Source organism: Coprococcus intestinalis (genome assembly GCF_023656595.1).
Taxonomy (GTDB): domain Bacteria; phylum Bacillota; class Clostridia; order Lachnospirales; family Lachnospiraceae; genus Coprococcus_A; species Coprococcus_A intestinihominis.
In genome coordinates this window covers 1-18,659 of sequence record NZ_JAMOKJ010000020.1, presented here as the reverse complement: position 1 = coordinate 18,659, position 18,659 = coordinate 1, and the positions used below count along the sequence as shown (strand labels likewise).

At 44.8% G+C, this 18,659-nt stretch carries 16 protein-coding genes and 1 tRNA gene; 2 read left to right on the top strand and 15 right to left on the bottom strand.

Annotated features, from left to right (window positions below):
- Positions 1-286: 286 nt before the first annotated feature.
- The 6 genes from NBH03_RS13345 to NBH03_RS13320 all read right to left on the bottom strand — a co-directional run bounded on the left by NBH03_RS13345 (position 287) and on the right by NBH03_RS13320 (position 8,378).
- The gene (locus NBH03_RS13345; RefSeq protein ID WP_250799863.1) at positions 287-4,486 is read right to left on the bottom strand and encodes an InlB B-repeat-containing protein; all 4,200 of its coding nucleotides are present in this window, start codon (positions 4,484-4,486) and stop codon (positions 287-289) included.
- On the bottom strand, positions 4,483-5,196 hold the full coding sequence (locus NBH03_RS13340) for a TetR/AcrR family transcriptional regulator (protein ID WP_250799862.1): 714 nt from the start codon (positions 5,194-5,196) through the stop codon (positions 4,483-4,485). Before NBH03_RS13340 ends, NBH03_RS13345 begins: the two co-directional genes overlap by 4 nt.
- A 205-nt stretch (positions 5,197-5,401) precedes the next feature.
- A complete protein-coding gene (locus NBH03_RS13335; protein ID WP_215690823.1) occupies positions 5,402-5,779 on the bottom strand; it encodes a TnpV protein in 378 nt (125 codons plus the stop codon).
- A gap of 186 nt (positions 5,780-5,965) precedes the next feature.
- Positions 5,966-6,370, bottom strand: coding sequence for a hypothetical protein (locus NBH03_RS13330; RefSeq protein ID WP_178440344.1), 405 nt, complete (start codon positions 6,368-6,370; stop codon positions 5,966-5,968).
- 15 nt (positions 6,371-6,385) lie between these two features.
- Complete coding sequence (locus tag NBH03_RS13325; protein ID WP_250799861.1) at positions 6,386-6,583, bottom strand: hypothetical protein; 198 nt, start codon at positions 6,581-6,583, stop codon at positions 6,386-6,388.
- Between the two features lie 307 nt (positions 6,584-6,890).
- Complete coding sequence (locus tag NBH03_RS13320; protein WP_250799860.1) at positions 6,891-8,378, bottom strand: DUF1846 domain-containing protein; 1,488 nt, start codon at positions 8,376-8,378, stop codon at positions 6,891-6,893.
- Positions 8,379-8,566: 188 nt separating this feature from the next.
- On the opposite strand from NBH03_RS13320, the gene ybaK reads away from it, so the two are divergent.
- Positions 8,567-9,046 (top strand): Cys-tRNA(Pro) deacylase, encoded by a 480-nt coding sequence (gene ybaK, locus NBH03_RS13315; RefSeq protein ID WP_015515010.1) that lies wholly within the window; start codon positions 8,567-8,569, stop codon positions 9,044-9,046.
- Between the two features lie 109 nt (positions 9,047-9,155).
- Here ybaK and NBH03_RS13310 read toward each other — a convergent pair whose 3' ends face one another.
- The gene (locus tag NBH03_RS13310; RefSeq protein ID WP_250799859.1) at positions 9,156-10,349 is read right to left on the bottom strand and encodes an ATP-grasp domain-containing protein; all 1,194 of its coding nucleotides are present in this window, start codon (positions 10,347-10,349) and stop codon (positions 9,156-9,158) included.
- Positions 10,350-10,521: 172 nt separating this feature from the next.
- Between NBH03_RS13310 and NBH03_RS13305 the strand changes: the two genes are divergently transcribed.
- Positions 10,522-10,812, top strand: a complete 291-nt coding sequence (locus NBH03_RS13305) for a putative quinol monooxygenase (protein WP_015515008.1) — start codon at positions 10,522-10,524, stop codon at positions 10,810-10,812.
- A gap of 105 nt (positions 10,813-10,917) precedes the next feature.
- Here the strand turns inward: NBH03_RS13305 and NBH03_RS13300 are convergent, their stop codons facing one another.
- From NBH03_RS13300 to NBH03_RS13265, 8 genes are all read right to left on the bottom strand, one after another.
- Positions 10,918-11,595 carry a response regulator transcription factor gene (locus tag NBH03_RS13300; protein WP_117529040.1) on the bottom strand — a complete coding sequence of 226 codons (678 nt, stop codon included), beginning with the start codon at positions 11,593-11,595 and terminating at the stop codon, positions 10,918-10,920.
- Between the two features lie 10 nt (positions 11,596-11,605).
- On the bottom strand, positions 11,606-13,387 hold the full coding sequence (gene dnaK, locus NBH03_RS13295; RefSeq protein ID WP_250799858.1) for a molecular chaperone DnaK: 1,782 nt from the start codon (positions 13,385-13,387) through the stop codon (positions 11,606-11,608).
- Positions 13,388-13,533: 146 nt separating this feature from the next.
- Positions 13,534-14,283: a hypothetical protein gene (locus tag NBH03_RS13290; RefSeq protein ID WP_250799857.1), complete on the bottom strand. Its 750-nt coding sequence runs from the start codon at positions 14,281-14,283 to the stop codon at positions 13,534-13,536.
- A gap of 20 nt (positions 14,284-14,303) precedes the next feature.
- Complete coding sequence (locus NBH03_RS13285) at positions 14,304-14,990, bottom strand: ABC transporter ATP-binding protein (protein ID WP_215690835.1); 687 nt, start codon at positions 14,988-14,990, stop codon at positions 14,304-14,306.
- Positions 14,990-15,355, bottom strand: coding sequence for a GntR family transcriptional regulator (locus NBH03_RS13280; RefSeq protein ID WP_215690837.1), 366 nt, complete (start codon positions 15,353-15,355; stop codon positions 14,990-14,992). The genes NBH03_RS13285 and NBH03_RS13280 overlap by 1 nt, the downstream gene beginning before the upstream one ends.
- Positions 15,356-15,554: 199 nt before the next feature.
- Positions 15,555-16,469, bottom strand: a complete 915-nt coding sequence (locus NBH03_RS13275; RefSeq protein WP_250799856.1) for a LysR family transcriptional regulator — start codon at positions 16,467-16,469, stop codon at positions 15,555-15,557.
- 31 nt (positions 16,470-16,500) lie between these two features.
- The gene (locus tag NBH03_RS13270) at positions 16,501-18,192 is read right to left on the bottom strand and encodes a M3 family oligoendopeptidase (RefSeq protein ID WP_250799855.1); all 1,692 of its coding nucleotides are present in this window, start codon (positions 18,190-18,192) and stop codon (positions 16,501-16,503) included.
- A gap of 250 nt (positions 18,193-18,442) precedes the next feature.
- Positions 18,443-18,513: transfer RNA gene (locus NBH03_RS13265), tRNA-Trp, on the bottom strand.
- Positions 18,514-18,659: the final 146 nt, after the last annotated feature.

The window sequence follows — 18,659 nt, the reverse complement described above, 5'->3', positions numbered from 1 at the left end:
CGCTCCGCTTCGGTCGGTGCAATACCAACGTCCACCGGACGTTGTGCACCCCGTCTCGCTTCTTCTTAATTGCCGGACTCGGACGGTCATTCAGTTGTCAGGTCGGCTCTTTGCCCTCACGCTAATCAATTGGAAATTTATTTTCGATTTGAACGAAGTAAATTTTGTAAACTTTCCGCAGGCAGACACTGCACTGGAACGGCGCAGCCGCAATCTTTTTCGGTAGATTGTGACAGGAAAGACGGCTGCCGTTTCCGACAGCCGCCCTTGGGTTAAACATTTGATTTTACTTTACGCTGCGCTTTTTCTTTCTGCCGTAAACGGTTGTTGCCGTTACCGCACCGCCGCTGATAAACAGCAGAGCAATCCACAACAAAAGCTTGGAGTTATCTCCCGTCTGCGGAGACTTGTCGGCACCGGGTGTGATGGTGCCGCTGGGCCGCTTCGCCGTTACGGTATCGGCCTGCTTGATTTCCTGTGTTGCCGCAGCGTCCTTGTAATACTTCTTGCAACCGGAGCAGTACCAATACTCGATATTGCCCTCGGCAGTCTTGGTCGCCGCCACTGCCGAGAAGTGTTTCAAATCAGAGTGGTTGTTTACATTCAGCTCTCCATAGCTTTCGCCGCAGAACTCACACTTTGCCTTGTCCTTGCAGGTGGCCTTACCGCCGGAGTGCTCACTGAGTGTCTTGCCGCAGAGGTCGCACTTATGATCCTTATTGGTATCGGTGCACTCACTCAAAATCTTTTCGCAAACATCGCACTTGTGATCTTTGTTACCATCCGTGTGCTTGACTTCATCCGTTTTTGCTCTGCACTCGGTACACTCGTGCCAATGGTTGGTTTCATCCGTTGACCAATCGGGTGAGTAGCTGTGCGGTTTCAGATCGCCGTATTTCTCACCACAAATCTCACAGGTTGCCTGCTCGATGCAGGTTGCTGTTCCGCCGGTGTGCTCGTTTTGAATGGTAACCGTCTTTTCGGCAGAGAAGTCAAAGCCGTCAGCGGTCTTTGCACTTACGATCAGCTTAAAGCTGTTTTCTTCCGCCGGATATGTGGATGCTTTTATGATACCGCTGTACAAACCATTCTCAACGGTCGGCGTAAGAGGGCCATCACCAAGTCCGATAAACTCATACCCATAGGCTGCATCCGTCGCGCCTTCCGGCAGAGTAAAGCTGAATTTGTAATCCTGCGTCCGGCAAACTTTGTCGGAGCCACTGATGTTAATGGTCGGAATATCCTTTTTTGCAGTTTCGTGATTGCAGAATTTACACTTCTGCCAATACTGCCCGTTTTCACTCTGCCACTCGTAGGTGTGTCCGTCGTTCACGGTTACGATAACCCTTGTTTCATTGCCTGCCTTGTCGGTCACAACAATCGTCTGCTCACCGCTTGCGGGAGAGAGAATAAATTGACCGTTTTCATCAAGGATGACTTCCGTACCGTTCACCTTCACTGTGCCGATATATTTTTCGTCAACGGTAATAGTCTGTGCCGCGCAATAGGTTTTGCCGGCTTCAATGCCGGTGATAACGGGGCTTGTTCCGTCAAGCACAATACCGTTTGTGTTAATGTAGGCAACGTTTCCGCTGGTATCGGTCAGTTTTGCATAAATAACATACTCGTTATCGGGATTGATACTGAACGGTGCGGAATATGCCGTAAAGGTCATTCCCGCAAGTTCCGATTCGGCAAGCGCCTTTTCGCTCAGCAAGTATTCAATTGTCACCGTCTCGCCGCTGTTGTCAGTGGCCGTAACAGTTACCGTCTGCGTATCCTTAAAGAACAAACCGAAGGTGATGGTGTTGAGGAAAGACTTCCAGTCGTTTTCGGCAATCTTGATTTCGCCTGTAGGTGCTGCAATATCACGCCACTGAGCCGTGATCGTCAGATTCTCCGCAGGCATGGTTGTCGGGAATGCTTTATCCCAGCCGTTGAACTGATAGCCCTCTCTTGTCAGGGTCGGAGCGGTAATCGGTGTGCCGTAATCCTGCGTTATGGTAATATCCGCTTCGCCGTTTTCGGGCTTGACTGTGACGGTATATTGATTGATTTCCCACTTCGCCCAATATTCCTTGTTGCCCGTTTCGGTGTCGCCGATTGCCGTAACAGGAGAGCCGGTCAGATTTTCGTTGTCATACCAGCCCTTGAAGGTGTACCCGGTGCGCGTCACATCTGTCGGGAGTGTTGCGCCCACGCCGTAGGTGTAGGAGGTGACATTGCCGCTGTTGATAGTGCCGTCGCCCGCGTTCAGCGTGACGGTATAGGTCGGGGCTGTCCACTGCACCGTCAGTTCCGTCACATCAGCAGGAACACTGGCACCGGGGGCGTAGGAATTGCCATTGCTGTCAAGCCACATAAAGTAACTGCCTGTATCTCCGGCCGGGCGGGTCAAACCGCCGGATGCAGGCGCGGTAAACTTGCTGCCGTTTTTCACGATGATGTGAATAGCATCGGAGCTGCCGCCCAGCTTGCCGCCGCCAAGGTTGAGGGTAACGGCTTTCAGCCCGTCAGCGCCCAGTGTGTCAGCGTTCAGGACTTCAAGGACGGGGCGGAAGCCGAAGGTCAGGTAAGAGGTATTGTAGCTGGTCCAGAAACGGGCCGAACGTTTCCACCCGCGAACCGCACGGAACAACGCCGAAATTCTTATAGTAGTATCTTGTCCACACGAAAGCATCTTCCCCCAGTTTTTGATATATCCGTCGTCCTTATCCAGTATCTTATCCCATTCGTTGCTTTTGGGCGTGCCGCGTTCTGAATCACCTGAGCCTGTATAACTACTTCCCACAGACGGTGCGCGCAGGGTATAGTCCACGCCGCCGCTGGCATAATTTTTGCCGAAAATCAGACTCGCAGTATCTAAGTCATTCCAGCTTACCGTATGCGTTACGACATAGTCCGCCACAAACAGGCTGTGGGGATATTTTTTCTGCTGTGCATATTCCTCGGTGGTTGCCATCTCCGATGTGAGCTTGTAGGCGTTCACCGTTCCTGCGTAGGTAAAGGGAACATAATGCAGCGTGCTGTCCGGCAGATCGCCGTTTTCCGTTCCGGGTACGTTCTCGCCGGAGAGGTCAAAATAATATCTGCCGCCGGGTTTGAGGGAAAACTGCTCTGATAAAGCAAACTGCGCCGTGAGCTTGGTAACGTCCGCCGGAACAATGGCACCGGGGGCGTAGAGCTTGCCGTTGCTTCCGAGCCACATGAAGTAGCTGCCTGTATCTCCGTCCGGGCGGGTCAAACCGCCGGACATGGGAGCGGTAAATGTGCTGCCGTTTTTCACGATGATCTGAATAGCCTCGGAGCTGCCGCCCAGCTTGCCGCCGTTCAGGTCAAGGGTAACGGCCTTCATCCCGTCAGAGCCCAGTGTGTCAGGGTTCAGGACTTCAAGGACGGGGCGGAAACCGAGGTAGACGTTCCGAAACGAGGACGAGGTGTAATACCAGGAGCGGGCCGAGTTGTACCCACGGTACGCCCGGAACGACTCGGCGGAAGAAGAAGTATCCTGTCCCCACGAATACATTTTATTCCAGTTTTGGATATATCCGCTGTTCTTGTCCAGTATCCTGTCCCATTCATTATTTGACGGCGTGTCGTGTTGGGACTCACCCGAGCCTGTAGAGTTACTTCCCACAGACGGTGCGCGCAGGGTATAGTCCACGCCGCCGCTGGCATAATTTTTGCCGAAAATCAGACTTTTCGTATTTAAGTCATCCCAGCTTACCGTATGCGTTACGGCATAGTCCGCCACAAACAGGCTGTGGGGATATTTGTTCTGCTGTGCATACTCCTCGGTGGTTACCGTCGCAGACGTGAGTTTGTAGGCTTCTATCGTTCCCACATAGGTAAAGGGAACATAGTGCAGCGACGTATCCGGCAAAGAAACCGCACCATCTGAGTTTCCGCTGTTTGCTGTGCCGGGAATGTCCTCGCCGGATAGGTCAAAGTAATAGGTGTCGCCGGGTTTGAGGGAAAACTGCTCGTCAGGCGAATCATTAGCCAATAGCATTGGCGCAGCCAGCGCCCCCAATGCAGCGGCAGCTTCCGCATACCGGGTCATATCCAGCTCATCGATTTCCTCGTCGGAGAGCTTCTCCTTCGCCTCGTCGATGGCGTCAAGCTGCGCCTTGACTTCTTCGGCGTTATCTTCAGTGATTTCTTCTGCGTTCGGTAAACCGTCGATCATGGCCTGTACCTGATCTGCGGCACTCAGCTCTATGGGACCATTCGGATCATCGGCTCTCTCGGTGCTGCCGTTTTCGCCGGTTCTGTCCTCAACAGGGATGTATTGACCGCAGTTCTGCGGTATGGCATTCTCCGCTCCACAGACAGGGCATTCCTTGTTCATGTTGTCCGTCGTGCAGGCCGTTTCACAGCTGCAAACAGGCGGTCCTTCCGCACTGTCCTCCGCAAATGCCGCCGTGGGCAGCAACCCTATCAACATCACACAGCAGAGCAGAAGACTTAAAATTCGTTTTCTCATTTCGTTTCCTCCGTTTCGCTGCCGCTCGACAGCTTAAAATCGTATTTCATTTCCAGCATGGCAAACAGCTTATACATAACCTCTGTGGCGATTGCCTTAATATCTAATGACTGAATAAAGGCAAGCACATTTTCCTGTTCCGCCTCCGGTATCCGATACACCCGCATTGCCGCCGTCAAAAAGCGGCTGAGCTTGCGTTCCAACGGAAAATGAATATCACATTTTCTCGCCATATAGCTGCGCATCAATCCCGCCGTGCCAATTTCCATCTCATAAAAGTCGCTCTCGGTATCATCAGGGAAATGTTCACCAAAAATCTGCTTCAGCTCTGCTGTGGTATGCAGGTAAATATATTCCGACGTGTCGGGCAGGGAATAGGCTTCAATGTAGATTTCTCGCAGGTTCTCATTCAGTTCAGTCAGTGTCAGTTGGATCGCCGTTTCCACCGCATAGGCGTAAACCGGCGGCAGCTTGCTGTCTGCAATGCTTCTTGCCACGCCGAACTGTCCGCCGAACATCGTTTCGGTCAACTCCAGCAAAATTCTGTCCTTGGTAGGAAACAGATTCAAATAGCTTCCCCTTGCCACACCTGCCTCGTCCACAATCTGACTGACAGTGGTGTTTTTATACCCCTGCTCCAAAAAGAGACGGACGCATACGGTCAGTATTTTCCTCTTTGTTTCGCTGCTGTCTCTTCGCAAATATGTCACCCCTCTTCAATTTTGTTAGTATATATACTAATAATATCACAGCAAGTGCAAAAAGACAATCGGTATTTGAAACTTTACCTCCGTAAATTGTGACATTTCCGCAAACGCTGGCTTCTTCCATTACTCACGGAACTTTATGACTTCTTGAATACTACCCGCAAAGGAAAAGCCGCCGTCTGTTGACAGCAGCCTTTCCGATTGTTTGTTATGCGTAAATCAAATCGTTTGAAACAACCTCCATAGCAGCATTGTGGATGTTGTTCATCTTCTGCACCCACAGCATTTGGTTTTCCGCTTTGAGTGCTTCCGTTAAACCCTCCTTTTCGGCAAGTTGTTTTACCAGCCGAGAGAACATTTCCTCTGCCTGCTCGTTTAGGTCGGCAAGGTAATCGTTCAGCTTGCCACTTATCAGCAGTTCGGAATAGAGTACCTTGCGGTGCTGTTTCAGATACCGCAAGTGTCGCTGTCCCCATACGCCGATATGCCTTGATTCTTCTTTAGGCAGTTTCAGGCAGGGAAGATAGTAATCGCCCTGCAATTCATACCAAAGTCCGTTTTTCTCGTCATAAATGTACTTATCCATTTTGTAATCCTCCAATTATGATTAATTTTACCTACAATCCAATCATTCCGGCTGATTACAAAAGCCAAAGGGAGAGGACTTCCTTACGAAGCCTCTCCCTTCTAGGATACCTTTTTTTGTATAAACGAGTCCTGCCGGACTCGAACGTTCGAGGTCTTCGCTCCGCTTCGGTCGGCGCTCTTCTACCTATGCATCGAATGTAAGAACGATGTTGCCACAGCCTTCTGCCAATTTTTCACACATCATATGCACATTTTTCTGCAATGGTATTTCTTTTTTGTTCTCATCTAATAAAATAATGCTCTGTTTTGAACAGTCTGTAAAAGCTGAACTGTCAACAAAATATCTATACCACCTGCCATATATAGAATCAGTCTTCACATCTATTTGATGAACCAGTGTAAATTTCTCTCCATAAGGGCTATGTGGCACATATGTAATTTTGGCATATTTGACACGTGCATATGGTGCAATTTGTTTTTCCCATTGTTTCTGTTCATCTTCTTTATATTTATCTTCCTTATATTTACCTTCATTTTCAGATCCCATGACCACTACAGCAATAATAATTATCACCAATATCCACCACATGATTCATACCTCCTTTTATTTTTCTAATTCAGCAATGCGTTTGTCAATATCCGCAGATGCTTTGTCAAGTTCTTCATCAGACATATTCTGTATCATACTGATGATTTCTCTCTTCGTAAAACCAGCAATAAACTCATGATCAAGTTCGTCGAGTTTGTCATGTTCGTCAGACTTTTTCCAGAATAACTTCTTAAACTTCATTAATCCCAACATATGCTACCTCTTTTCTTTCTCACAATTATTTATTGTTTCTTGATGGTTTTATTTTATCAAACACATACTATTCACCTGTTCCCAGAATGCAAAAAAATCGAATAAAGATTTTCGCTCCATCTTTACCCGATTTCTTTATACTTATATCCATTTTGATGCTGCTTCTAAGTCAATCACCTTTTTATTATGCGAGAAAAAGTGCTTTATTATCCATAATTCTTTTGCCTGCTGTACAGCCTGGGCAGTCGCAGTATTCGATGCCTTTTGCCAGAAGTTCCTCTTCATGAGCAAGAATTCATTTTCAACACTAATTGTTATGGAAAAGTTTTTTGTTTTGATACTTCGGTTCGCACGTTAAATTAATACGAAGTCTTCTGAAAATATCTGTATCTACAGATGATAAAATAACTGAACAATGTGCATTGCAATTCTTTAACATCGGCAGACAATCCAGTGCTTTCTTTGCATTCTCATTGGAGGCCGCACTGACAGAAAGAGCAACCAATACTTCATCTGTATGCAGTCTCGGATTATGATTACCCAGATAATTCACCTTCAGTTCCTGAACCGGACGAATAACTTCTGATGCCAATAAATGTTCATCATCCGAAATATCCGCCAGGGCTTTCAATGCATTCAAAAGCATTGCGGATGCCGCGCCAAGCAGTGCCTTATTCTTGCCGGTAACAACTCTTCCATCCGGAAGTTCAATGGCTGCTGCCGGTTCCCCTGTCTCCTCTTCTGTTGTCTTAGCCGCAACAGCAACAGCATAATCTGCAGTTGAAAGACCTTCCTGGTTCAGAAGCATTTCCAGCTTGCTGATCTCTGCCTTATTCTCCTTGCCCTTCTTCTGCTCACAAAGGGCAATATAATAACGGCGGATCATCTCTTCTCTTGCGGCTTTCTTCACCGCTTCATCATCAATAATACAATTGCCGGCCATATTCACACCCATGTCTGTCGGTGACTGATAAGGCGATGTTCCTGAAATCGTCTTAAATATCGTCTGCAGGACAGGGAAAATCTCAACGTCTCTGTTATAATTAATGGCAACCTTGCCATAGGCTTCCAAATGGAAAGGATCAATCATATTGACATCATTCAGATCCGCAGTTGCTGCTTCATAAGCAAGATTCACTGGATGCTTCAGAGGAATATTCCAGATTGGGAAAGTCTCAAACTTCGCATAACCTGCTTTAATACCGCGCTGATGCTCATGATACAGCTGAGACAGACATGTTGCCATCTTACCGCTTCCCGGTCCCGGAGCTGTCACAACGATCAATGAACGCTCTGTCGGAATATAATCATTCTTGCCGAAGCCATCCTCACTGACAATCAGCGGAATATTCGCCGGATAACCCTCGATCATATAATGCCTGTATGCAGCCACACCAAGATCACCCAGTCGCTTAATAAATCCGTCCGCTGACTGCTGTCCCTGATACTGTGTGATCACAACACTTCCCACATAAAGTCCCACACTTCTGAAAAGGTCGATGAGTCTCAATACTTCCTGATCATAGGTAATACCGATATCGCCTCTCTTCTTGTGCTGATCAATAGCAGATGCACTGACTGCAATTACAATCTCTGCCTGGTCTTTTAACTTCAAAAGCATCTGCAGCTTACTGTCCGGCTGAAATCCCGGAAGAACCCTGGATGCATGATAATCATCAAAAAGCTTGCCGCCAAATTCCATATAAAGCTTGCCGCCGAACTGAGCCATTCTCTCTCTGATATGTTCTGACTGCATATTCAAATATTTTTCATTATCGAATCCTATCTTTCCCATCTTTTTCTCCCTTTCTTTGACATTCCTATTAATCGTAACACCTTCACCGACTTCATGCAACAAAAATTATGATTTATTTTTTCAGCTGGTTGTTTTCTATTTTTACGGATGGACATATTGATGAAAATACTATAAAATATAACCGACTAACAATGTTAAACAATGCATAAAATACAGGAGGACTTACAATGGGTAAAGAAGCCAAAACCAATGCTATGCGCATTTTGGATAAGAATAAAATCCCTTATGAAATGAACACATACACCTGTGACGAATTTATTGACGGCTGCCATATTGCCGATCAGCTTGGTCAGCCTTATGAACGCAGCTTCAAGACACTGGTCACTGTCGGCAAAAGCAAGAACTATTTCGTATTTGCTATCCCTGTTGATAAGGAACTGAACTTAAAGGCCGCTGCCAAGGCTGCCGGTGAGAAGAATGTTGAACTGATCCATGTCAAAGATATCAATGCCATCACCGGTTATATCCGGGGCGGCTGTACCCCCATCGGCATGAAGAAGCAGTTTCCGACATTTATCCATGAATCGGCCGCCGATTTTGACACGATTATTATCTCCGGCGGGCGTCTCGGTGTTCAGCTGATTCTCTCACCTCAGGATCTGATCAAAGTTACCCGGGGACAGTTTGCGGATATTATCATGCACTGATTCCGAATGGAGAGTTCATCTGCCTGCTTATAACAACAGGGACATTCTCATGACCTGCCATGAAAATGTCCCTGTATTTTATTCATCTGTTAATCAGTATTCAATGTCCTTACGCCGTAGCAAAGACATAGCTGATAAATGCATCCATGGCCTCTTTTTCTGCAAAGCGTGCCAGATAAAGTCTGTCTCCCATCGCTGATGCCAGAACTTCAGGAAGCTCTGTTGTCATCATAATGTCATCCTTATACGCAGCCATCACTTCTTCATAGCTGTGCAGATAATGTTTTTCCTTTCTGCATCCTGCCGAAACACAATAGTATTTATCCGGATACTCTTCCTTTGTCAGCCGATCAAAAGCAACCATGTCCGCCCAATCTTTGTAGACATCCGTACTACAGGCATAATTGATCATATCCGGTGTGAAACCGCCTGATGGCCTGTAATTCACTTCCAGACCAATAATCTTTCCTTTTTTTCCAAGATAGTCATGATCTTCTGTCAATCTGAAAAATTCAAAATGAACAAAACGGCTCTTTACGCCAAATGATTTCACAGCTGCTCTGCCTGCTGCGCGAACATCATCCGCAATATGTTTTTCAATATAGAACACACTGTCATCGTGATTATTGACACTATCCATGATAGAAATTGGGGTATGATTGCCTGTCTCAAATATCGGTTCTCCCTTACTGTTCATAATCGCATCATAAGAATAAATCTCTCCGGGCACAAACTCTTCCATAATAAATTGCACACCATGAAAATCTTTTTCATGGAATGCCCGCAGCTCATCCTCACTCTTCAGTTTATAAGTCGTTGTCGCACCGACGCCATTATCCGGCTTCACGATAACCGGATATCCCACCTTCTCAACAAAAGCAAGACTTTCCGTCAAATCCGTCACCAGATGATACCGGGCCGTTGGAATACCTGCCTTTGCATAATAAGGTTTCATTTTAGATTTATACTTCACATGTTCCATGTCAGCCGTCTTCATTCCCGGAATATTAAAATCTGTTCTCAGTCTGGCATCCTGCTCCAGCCAGTATTCATTATTGCTTTCAAGACCATCCATTGATCCATGCTTATAACACAGAAAAGCCACCGCCCGATACATCTGATCATAGTCTTCCATGCTGTCCACCTTATAATACTCTGTCAAAGCTGTCTTCAGGGAGTCAGTCAGGTTTTCATACGGTGTATCACCAATCCCGAATACATTCACGCCATTTTCATGCAGCTGGACACAGAAATTCTCATAATTTGTTGGAAAATGTGGCGAAATAAAAATAAAATTACGCATAATCATACCCTCTTCTTCATAGTCTCTTGTTTGACTATAAAACATCTTCCAATATCTGTCAAGTACCACATTAGCTTGATTCGGATTTAAAGGATTAAAGTGCAAAATACATTAAAACATGCTATACTGACAACAATAGAGAAAATAGCAATCAACAAAAGGAGGCGCCGCAATGATTGAATTACATGTTACTTATACCATGAAGCCCGGCATCCGGCCAAAAGCTTTCTACGATGCGTTAAACGCTGCCACTATTCCTGAAACCTGCCGACAAGAAAAAGGCAATATCCGTTATCATTATTTTCTTCCTGTTGACAACGATAACCAGCTCTTTCTGCTGGAAATATGGGAAGATAAAGACAGTCTGAAGGCTCATCAGCAGACACCGCATTTTAAGGCGATGCCTGCCATCAAAGATCAGTTTGTTGAAAAGACAGATTGTGTTCGCTATGACACACTCTAATTTTCCTCTATACATCTAAGCCTATACTATCGCCAGATCGGCAAAAGCCTAACATACGGACAGACACTGTCAGTCTGCCTGTATGTTAGGCTTTATAATGATCTCTTAATCAACATGCACTTCTGCCTTATATCCAATACCGCGCACCGCCTTCAGATCAAACTCCGGATACTTCCTGAATTTATTCCGCAGCCGGTTGACATGTACATTCAATGTTGACTGTGACGTTTCTGTCGTCAGTCCCCATATCTCATCCATCAACTGGGTTCTGGTAAAAATCTTATCCGGATAAGAAAGCAGTTTGTATAAAAGCCAGAATTCCTTTCTAGGCAAGGTCTGCCTGTCCCCTTTCCTTGTTACGGACAGAGAATCGCAATCCAGGATCACATCCCCTACCTGAAGCTTCTTATCATAATTCTTGCCAGATCTCCGAAGAACCGCACGAATTCTCAGTACAAGTTCTTCTTCATCCACATTCTTCGTCAAATATTCATCTGCACCAGCCATATAGCTTTTCCTGAGGCCATCCCGCTCTTTCTTCTCCGCCAAAAGCATCAATGGCATATCTGAATACGTATCCCGCAGCTGTCCCATCAGTTCATATACATTCAGATCCACCAGGTTATCTCCAAGGATAATAAAGTCAATGTACGATGTCTCCAGCACCTTCAAAACATCTTCGCCGCCAGAAGCCTGAAGAACAGAATAGCCTTCCCGCCTCAGCAGTTGGTAAAGTCGTCTTCTGTAAGCTCTGTCGCTATCTGCTATCAATATCTGAAACATTTTGCCTCCTTTACCTGTTCTCGTCACTTTCCGCCAGTGAAAAAAGCCTTGCCGTTAAGTTCTCCAGGTTTTCCTTCTCACTTTGAAGCTGATGTGCATCATTCTCCTGCATCTTCATCGGTTTCATCTTCACAACAGACTTCTTCAACTGGTTCATCGCTGACTTGATCTGATGCTTTTCACTGCGATCCAACTGCTTTCCAGCCTTCTTCAGCGCCTGCTCTGTCTTGGCGATCAGCACTTCTGATTCTGAGTGGAGTTCATAATAGCCTTTTCTCTCGCCATCTTCCTGCTCATACATCTCTGCCTCACGAACCGCTTGCTGTATCTCTTCCTCTGAAAGATTCGAACGCGATGTGATCGTAATCTGCTGTGCTTTTCCTGTTCCCATATCCTTGGCAGCTACCGTCAAAATACCGTTGACATCAATATCAAAGGTAACTTCAATCTGCGGTACGCCGGCCATAGCCCGCTTGATACCGCTGAGCTTGAAATTGCCAAGCAGCGTATTGTCCTTGACAAACTGGCGCTCGCCCTGATACACCTTGATATCAACCGATGTCTGGAAGTTCGCTGCTGTTGTGAATATCTGACTGTGTCTGGCCGGGATAGTCGTATTCCGTTCGATCAAATGTGTCGCAATGCCGCCCACCGTTTCAATGGACAGAGATAATGGCGTCACATCCATCAAAATAATGGAACTTGCCGCAGAATTCTCCGGCAGACTGCCGCTTAGCTTGCCGGCCTGAATAGCTGCACCCATGGCAACACATTCATCAGGATTGATACCCTTGGATGGTTCCATGCCAAGCATCCTCCGAACCTTGTCCTGAACAGCCGGAATACGTGTCGATCCGCCTACAAGCAATACCTTCGACAGATCTCTGGCTGTAATCCCCGCATCTCTCAAAGCATTCTGAACAGGTCCTGCTGTTCTGTCCACCAGATCATGGGTCAATTCATCAAACTTCGCCCTTGTCACAGTCACTTCCATATGATGCGGCGTGTCCTTCACCATTGTCAAAAAAGGCAGATTCACGGTTGTCGATGTGGATGATGACAATTCAATCTTCGCCTTCTCCGCCCCTTCACGTACTCTCTGAACGGCCGCCTCATCATGACTCAGATCAATATGGTCGCTGGCTTTAAACTCGGCTAGAAGATAATCTGTCAGGCGGTCGTCAAAATCATCCCCGCCCAGATGATTATCTCCCGAAGTAGACAATACTTCGATTAGCCCATCACCTATCTCAATCACGGATACATCAAAGGTACCGCCGCCCAGATCATAAACCAGCACCTTCTGATCTTCTCCGTTATTCAGACCATAGGCAAAGGCGGCCGCTGTCGGCTCATTGATGATCCGCGTTACATTCAATCCTGCAATCCTTCCTGCATCCTTCGTTGCCTGCCGTTGTGCATCATTAAAATAAGCAGGCACCGTAATGACCGCATCCGTCACCGTCTCACCGAGATAATCCTGTGCATCCTTCTTGAGTTTTCTCAAAATCATGGCAGAAATCTCCTGCGGAGAATAACGCTTGCCATCTATATCCGCTCTGTAATTCGTCCCCATCTGTCGTTTAATTGAAGAAATTGTCCGTTCAGCATTTGTCACCGCCTGGCGCTTTGCAGGCGCTCCCACCAGACGTTCACCTTTCTTCGTAAACGCAACAATCGAAGGGGTTGTTCTCAACCCCTCCGCACTTGTTATAATAGCAGGTTCTCCGCCTTCCAGAACAGCCACACAGCTGTTGGTCGTTCCAAGATCAATACCTATTGCTCTGCTCATATCTCAACCTCCGACATATATCTCAACAGTCTCTCATATTGTACTGTTTTATTCTATGTAGAAGTAATCATAGCCTAGAATTATTAACTTAGTATAAACTATTGCCATTTCATTGATTTTTAATACTTTTAATAAACGGCTTATATTTAAAGAGATAATTCCTTATTTAAAATATAACCTGTTGCCACATAACATGCACCTGCAAATAAAATATCAAATATAGAAAAAACAGCCATCATACCATTTGCAGATGCCATGTCTGTCCAGTTCAAAATCTGCACAACAACAGCGCTTACTGCAATATTCAACACGCAATAAATGACAAAACTGATCAGTCCCTTGCAGCGCATACCTGAAAAAATCGTAATACATAATGTGATAGCCAGAAATGCGGATGTCACCATTCCAACCCAGCTGAATACAACCTGTATAATGGACCACACAATAAGCATGCCGTCAACATTCACCTGCAAAGTAAAACTGAATAATGCTTTCATCTGATCAAACAACGTCTGCAACTCTCCGTACTTGGCACATACCATGGTGATATCTGCGAATCCAATAATTCCAAAGATAATCGCTGCTGCTGCAATAGAGAAAAAACCTGTCAGAATCTTGCTTCCCATAATTTCATAAACATTATAAGGTGTCATGAAAAGCATATAGCCGCTCTTGTCTCTTAAATCATGATAATAAGTAATAATTTCTTCCAAACCAACAATAACAAAGGTGACCGAGGCCAGAAATGTCAACATTCCGGCAGCAATGGCCATGATTTCTTCTTTGCCCAAAAGCATACCTGCCAGAAAAGCAACCTCCAGCAGCGCTAAAATTGCTCCAATAATCACTTTGGATGTTTTCTGTTTGATGAGTTCATATTTTATCAGCTTTAACATAACATTATTCCTCCTGAATTCTAACCATAAATCTGACGATACAGATCCGTAACAGATTCCCCGCGTTCCTGTCGAATCTCTTCTACATCACCCATTAATACAATCTGTCCGTCTTTCATGAAAATAGCCTTATCAATAATCCGTTCCAATTCCTCTACCAGATGACTTGAAATAACAACAGAAGCATTGTCGCTCATATTCGTCAGAATTGTGTTGACAACTTCATCTCTGGCCAGAAGATCGATCCCGTTTAACGGCTCATCCAGCAGATACAGCTCTGCCTTTCTTGACAAAGTCACAGCAATCTTCAGCTTCGCCATCATACCTGAGGATAAATTTCTCACCTTCATATTCATCTCCAGATCCATATCTGCGATCAGCTTCTCAAACTGCTGTGCATCAAAATCATCAAAGAAATCCTGATAATATCTGCCCACATCCTTAATCTTCATATAACTGTAAAAATAACCTTCCGTAGGCATATAGGCAATATGCTTCTTCGTCTCGGCACTGATCTTCACACCATCCAGTGTCATCTCTCCTTCATCCGGGACAATCAGACCGGCTGCCATCTTCATCCATGTGGACTTGCCGCTGCCATTCGGCCCAAGCAATCCATAAATATGTGCATCCTCTATAGCAACGGACATTCCATTCACCGCAAACTTACCGCCATACCGTTTCACAACATTCACACAATCAAGCATTATAACTCCTCCTTTGCATACCGCTCTCTCAGTAGCTGTATCATCTCATCCAAACCGATACCGATTGCCTGCATTCCCTGAAGAAATGTATCCAGACAATCCTCTGCCATCTCTGACTGTAACGTCTTAATCATTCCTGAATCCTCCGTAATAAATGTGCCCATGCCGCGCTTCGTATAACAAAGCCCTCTGCTCTCCATCTCTTTATAAACTCTGCTGGCTGTATTCGGATTAATCTGATACTGCACAGCCATCTCTCTGACAGAGGGCAGCTTCTCACCTAAAGCCAATTCTCCCTGAATCAGCCGCCTGCTGATATCCTCTATCACCTGCAGATAAATCGGACGATCATTCTCATATCTCAATCAAATTTCTCCTTTCCCCGTCTGTATCATTAATCTTTTAAATGCACATCACTGTACTATCATTATAGTACACTAGTATCATATGTTTGTCAACTCTTTTTATAAAATTATTGTAACCTTTTCTTTTAATGCGAAAACTCTTAATGTGAAAAGATCCCTGACTGAATCGAATTCAATCAGAGATCTTCCTGTCTGTCCATTATTTAAATGTTTCAATATTTAATCCTGCTCTGAGAGCGATCATCTCCTCTAAGCGATGCTCTCCCTCTTTTTTCCACATAGCCATAAAATAAAGTTTTGCCTCCGGTCTATGGGTGGACAATGTATGTATTTTCGGATTTTTATACTTTCTGACCATAGATGATGGAATAACGACACATCCTTCTCCGCTTTCCATGATAAAACTCATATCCAGTGTACTTTCACAGAAGCGAATGGATGGTGCGCATCCGATTGCCCCCAGCATTCGGACAACCTGGGACATACCTCGAAACTCTTTATCAATGATGTATAAAGGTTTCTCAGATAATATCTGCTTTATGCCTTCAATCCCTATGGTCTCTACCGGCTCACCACGATAGACAACAACCATTTCATCTTCGTAAAGGACTCTGTATTTCAGCAACTCATTCACATCTTCTTTCGTCCCCATAAATACACCCATGTTCAATGTTTCTTCACTGATATCACGATTAATGTCCAGATATTCACCCATTTTAAAAATAGCCCTGAGTGTAGGCATCTCCTGTCTGAGCTGATGAACAGCTTCCGCTACTCCCAGATGAAAAATCGGTGAATCTCCCACCCTGCTCTCAACACCTATAAAAACATTATGCTCTTCCTTCTTTTCTATATCCTTGGTATTTTTTAAAAGGATCGGTATCGTATCCATACGCATGAGAATCACCTTGGCTTCATTCAAAAAGACTTTGCCCGCCGGTGTCAGACGTACGCTGCGCTTGTCTCTTTGAAGAAGCACCATGCCCAGTTCCCTTTCCAGATCTGCAATCTGTTTACTGAGGGCAGACTGGGATATAAAAAGTGTTTCCGCAGCTCTGCTGAAATTAAGCGTATCAGCTACTGCCGCAAAATATTTTAACTGCCTTATTTCCATTTGTCTGACCGCCTTTCTGTTTCACTGCTTCTTATTGAAGGACTTTTTCTTTCAACACCTTCATAATATGTTCGACAGTACCTGCCTTGAAAGGATTGCTCAGATGCCCCTCTTTAAGAAGTTCAAAATAACCTTTGCTGCCGCCTAAAGAACAAAGTCTGAAATAGTCCTCCCATGCTGTCTCTCTGTCATCAATAGAACGGATATAATACTCAAGTGCTCCCATAGATGCAAGCGAATAGTCAATATAATAAAACGGACACATAAAAATATGCTGTTTCTGCATCCAGAAACCACCTGCCTCAAGAAATGGATCCCCGTCATAATCTCTCCATGGCATATATTTTTCTTCCAATGCATGCCAGAGTTGATATCTCTTATCTGTATCTGTCATCTTCTGTGCATACACCTCATGCTGAAATTCATCCACACAGGCCATATACGGAATAACTCTAAGCCCTTCCTCAAGATGCGTCTTTCTATACTGGTCGGCCGAATCTTTGAAAAAATAATCCATCCATGGATATGTCAGATACTCCATAGACATCGAATGAATCTCCGCTACTTCAGATGTTGAAAAAGCAATCTCATCCGGCACACCGTTTCTTGTAGCCGTATAGGCCTCAAAGGCATGTCCTGCTTCGTGTGTCAGAACATCCACATCTGCGGAAGTTCTGTTAAAATTGGAGAAAATAAACGGAGCCATCATATCCGGCAGAAATGTACAATATCCCCCCTGCATTTTACCTGGCTTTGTTTCAAGATCAAATAATTGATGCTGAACCATAAAGTCAAAGAACTCTCCTGTTTCCTTTGAAAGTTCATGATACATTTTCTGCGCTAATTGCACTTGTTCCTCAGTTGTTCCGTAAGGTATGGCATTGCCCTCAGGAGAGGACATATCTTCATCATAATAATATAGATGATCAATTCCCAGACGATTTCTCTGCTTCTCATATATTTCCGCAACAACCGGAACCACAAACTGCCTGATCATCTCACGGTAGCAAGAAACATCTTCACGGTCATAATCAAATCGCTCCATGGAAAGATACATCATCTCTGTATAATCCTTAAATCCCAGTACTTGTGCCTGCTTGATCCGGTTGTTGATCAGCTTTGTATAAATATCATTCAGATCATCTGCAATAGACTGATACAAATCAGACCATGCCGTCAACGCAGCTTTTCTGATTTTTCGTTCCGGATCCTGCATTTTTTTCAACAGCCCATAAAAATTAAGTTTTTCGCCTTTAAACTGTGCAACCGGCTTTGCAGCAGTTTTGTGATAGAGCTGTACAAGATTGCTTTCCTCAACCTGATTTTCGACATTCTCCTTGCTGACAAGTTTCATTAAACGTTCCATACGAATAAAATACAGCTCATCATATTCATCTTTTAATGCATCCAGATATTCTGACTGCAGAACTGTTTTCTGAAATTCCTGCATTTCAAGATCAACAAGCGGCATATTTTCATAAAAGCATTGCATTTCAGATTCATAAAAGGGATCTGTTGTATCAATAGTATTGCGAATTTCAGCCACCGTCGCCATCGTTCTCAAATGTCTTTGCTGATCATTCACTGCTTTAAATACTTTACTTACTGCTTCTTTTGTCCCGGCATTTTTGATTTTGTCAACAGATTTTCTGATCAATTCTTTGGCGTTTTCAAAATCCGGCCGAACATATTCATATTGTGAGAATGTTGTAAAATGATTCATAATCTGAAACCTCTCTATTCGTTTTATATCGGTGCATTCAGATACCTCATGCCCTCTGTTGTTCATATAGAAATTATTAGACCTAAGTGTGCGCCTGACGCGCACTTTCGCGCGTTCCCGGATAGCACAGCTATATATTCTTCTCCGCGCACTGCGCTTTCTGGCACGCAGTGCCTTTATATGTAATAGGAAATTCTGTTGGAATTTCCTATTACATAAAAAAGCATCTGAAATTCCTCAGATGCTTTAGCAGGGGTACCAGGATTCGAACCCGGACCAGCGGTTTTGGAGACCGATACTCTACCATTAAACTATACCCCTATATAACTATTTAAATTTTTAATACCATGCACCTTCAAAACTGCATATCATAAAACACTCTGCCTTTTAGAACCGCTCTCTTAACTCTGGCTCTTTTCGGGTATGTTCTCTTCGCTCCGCTCTGAGAACGACCTTCGAACTAAACT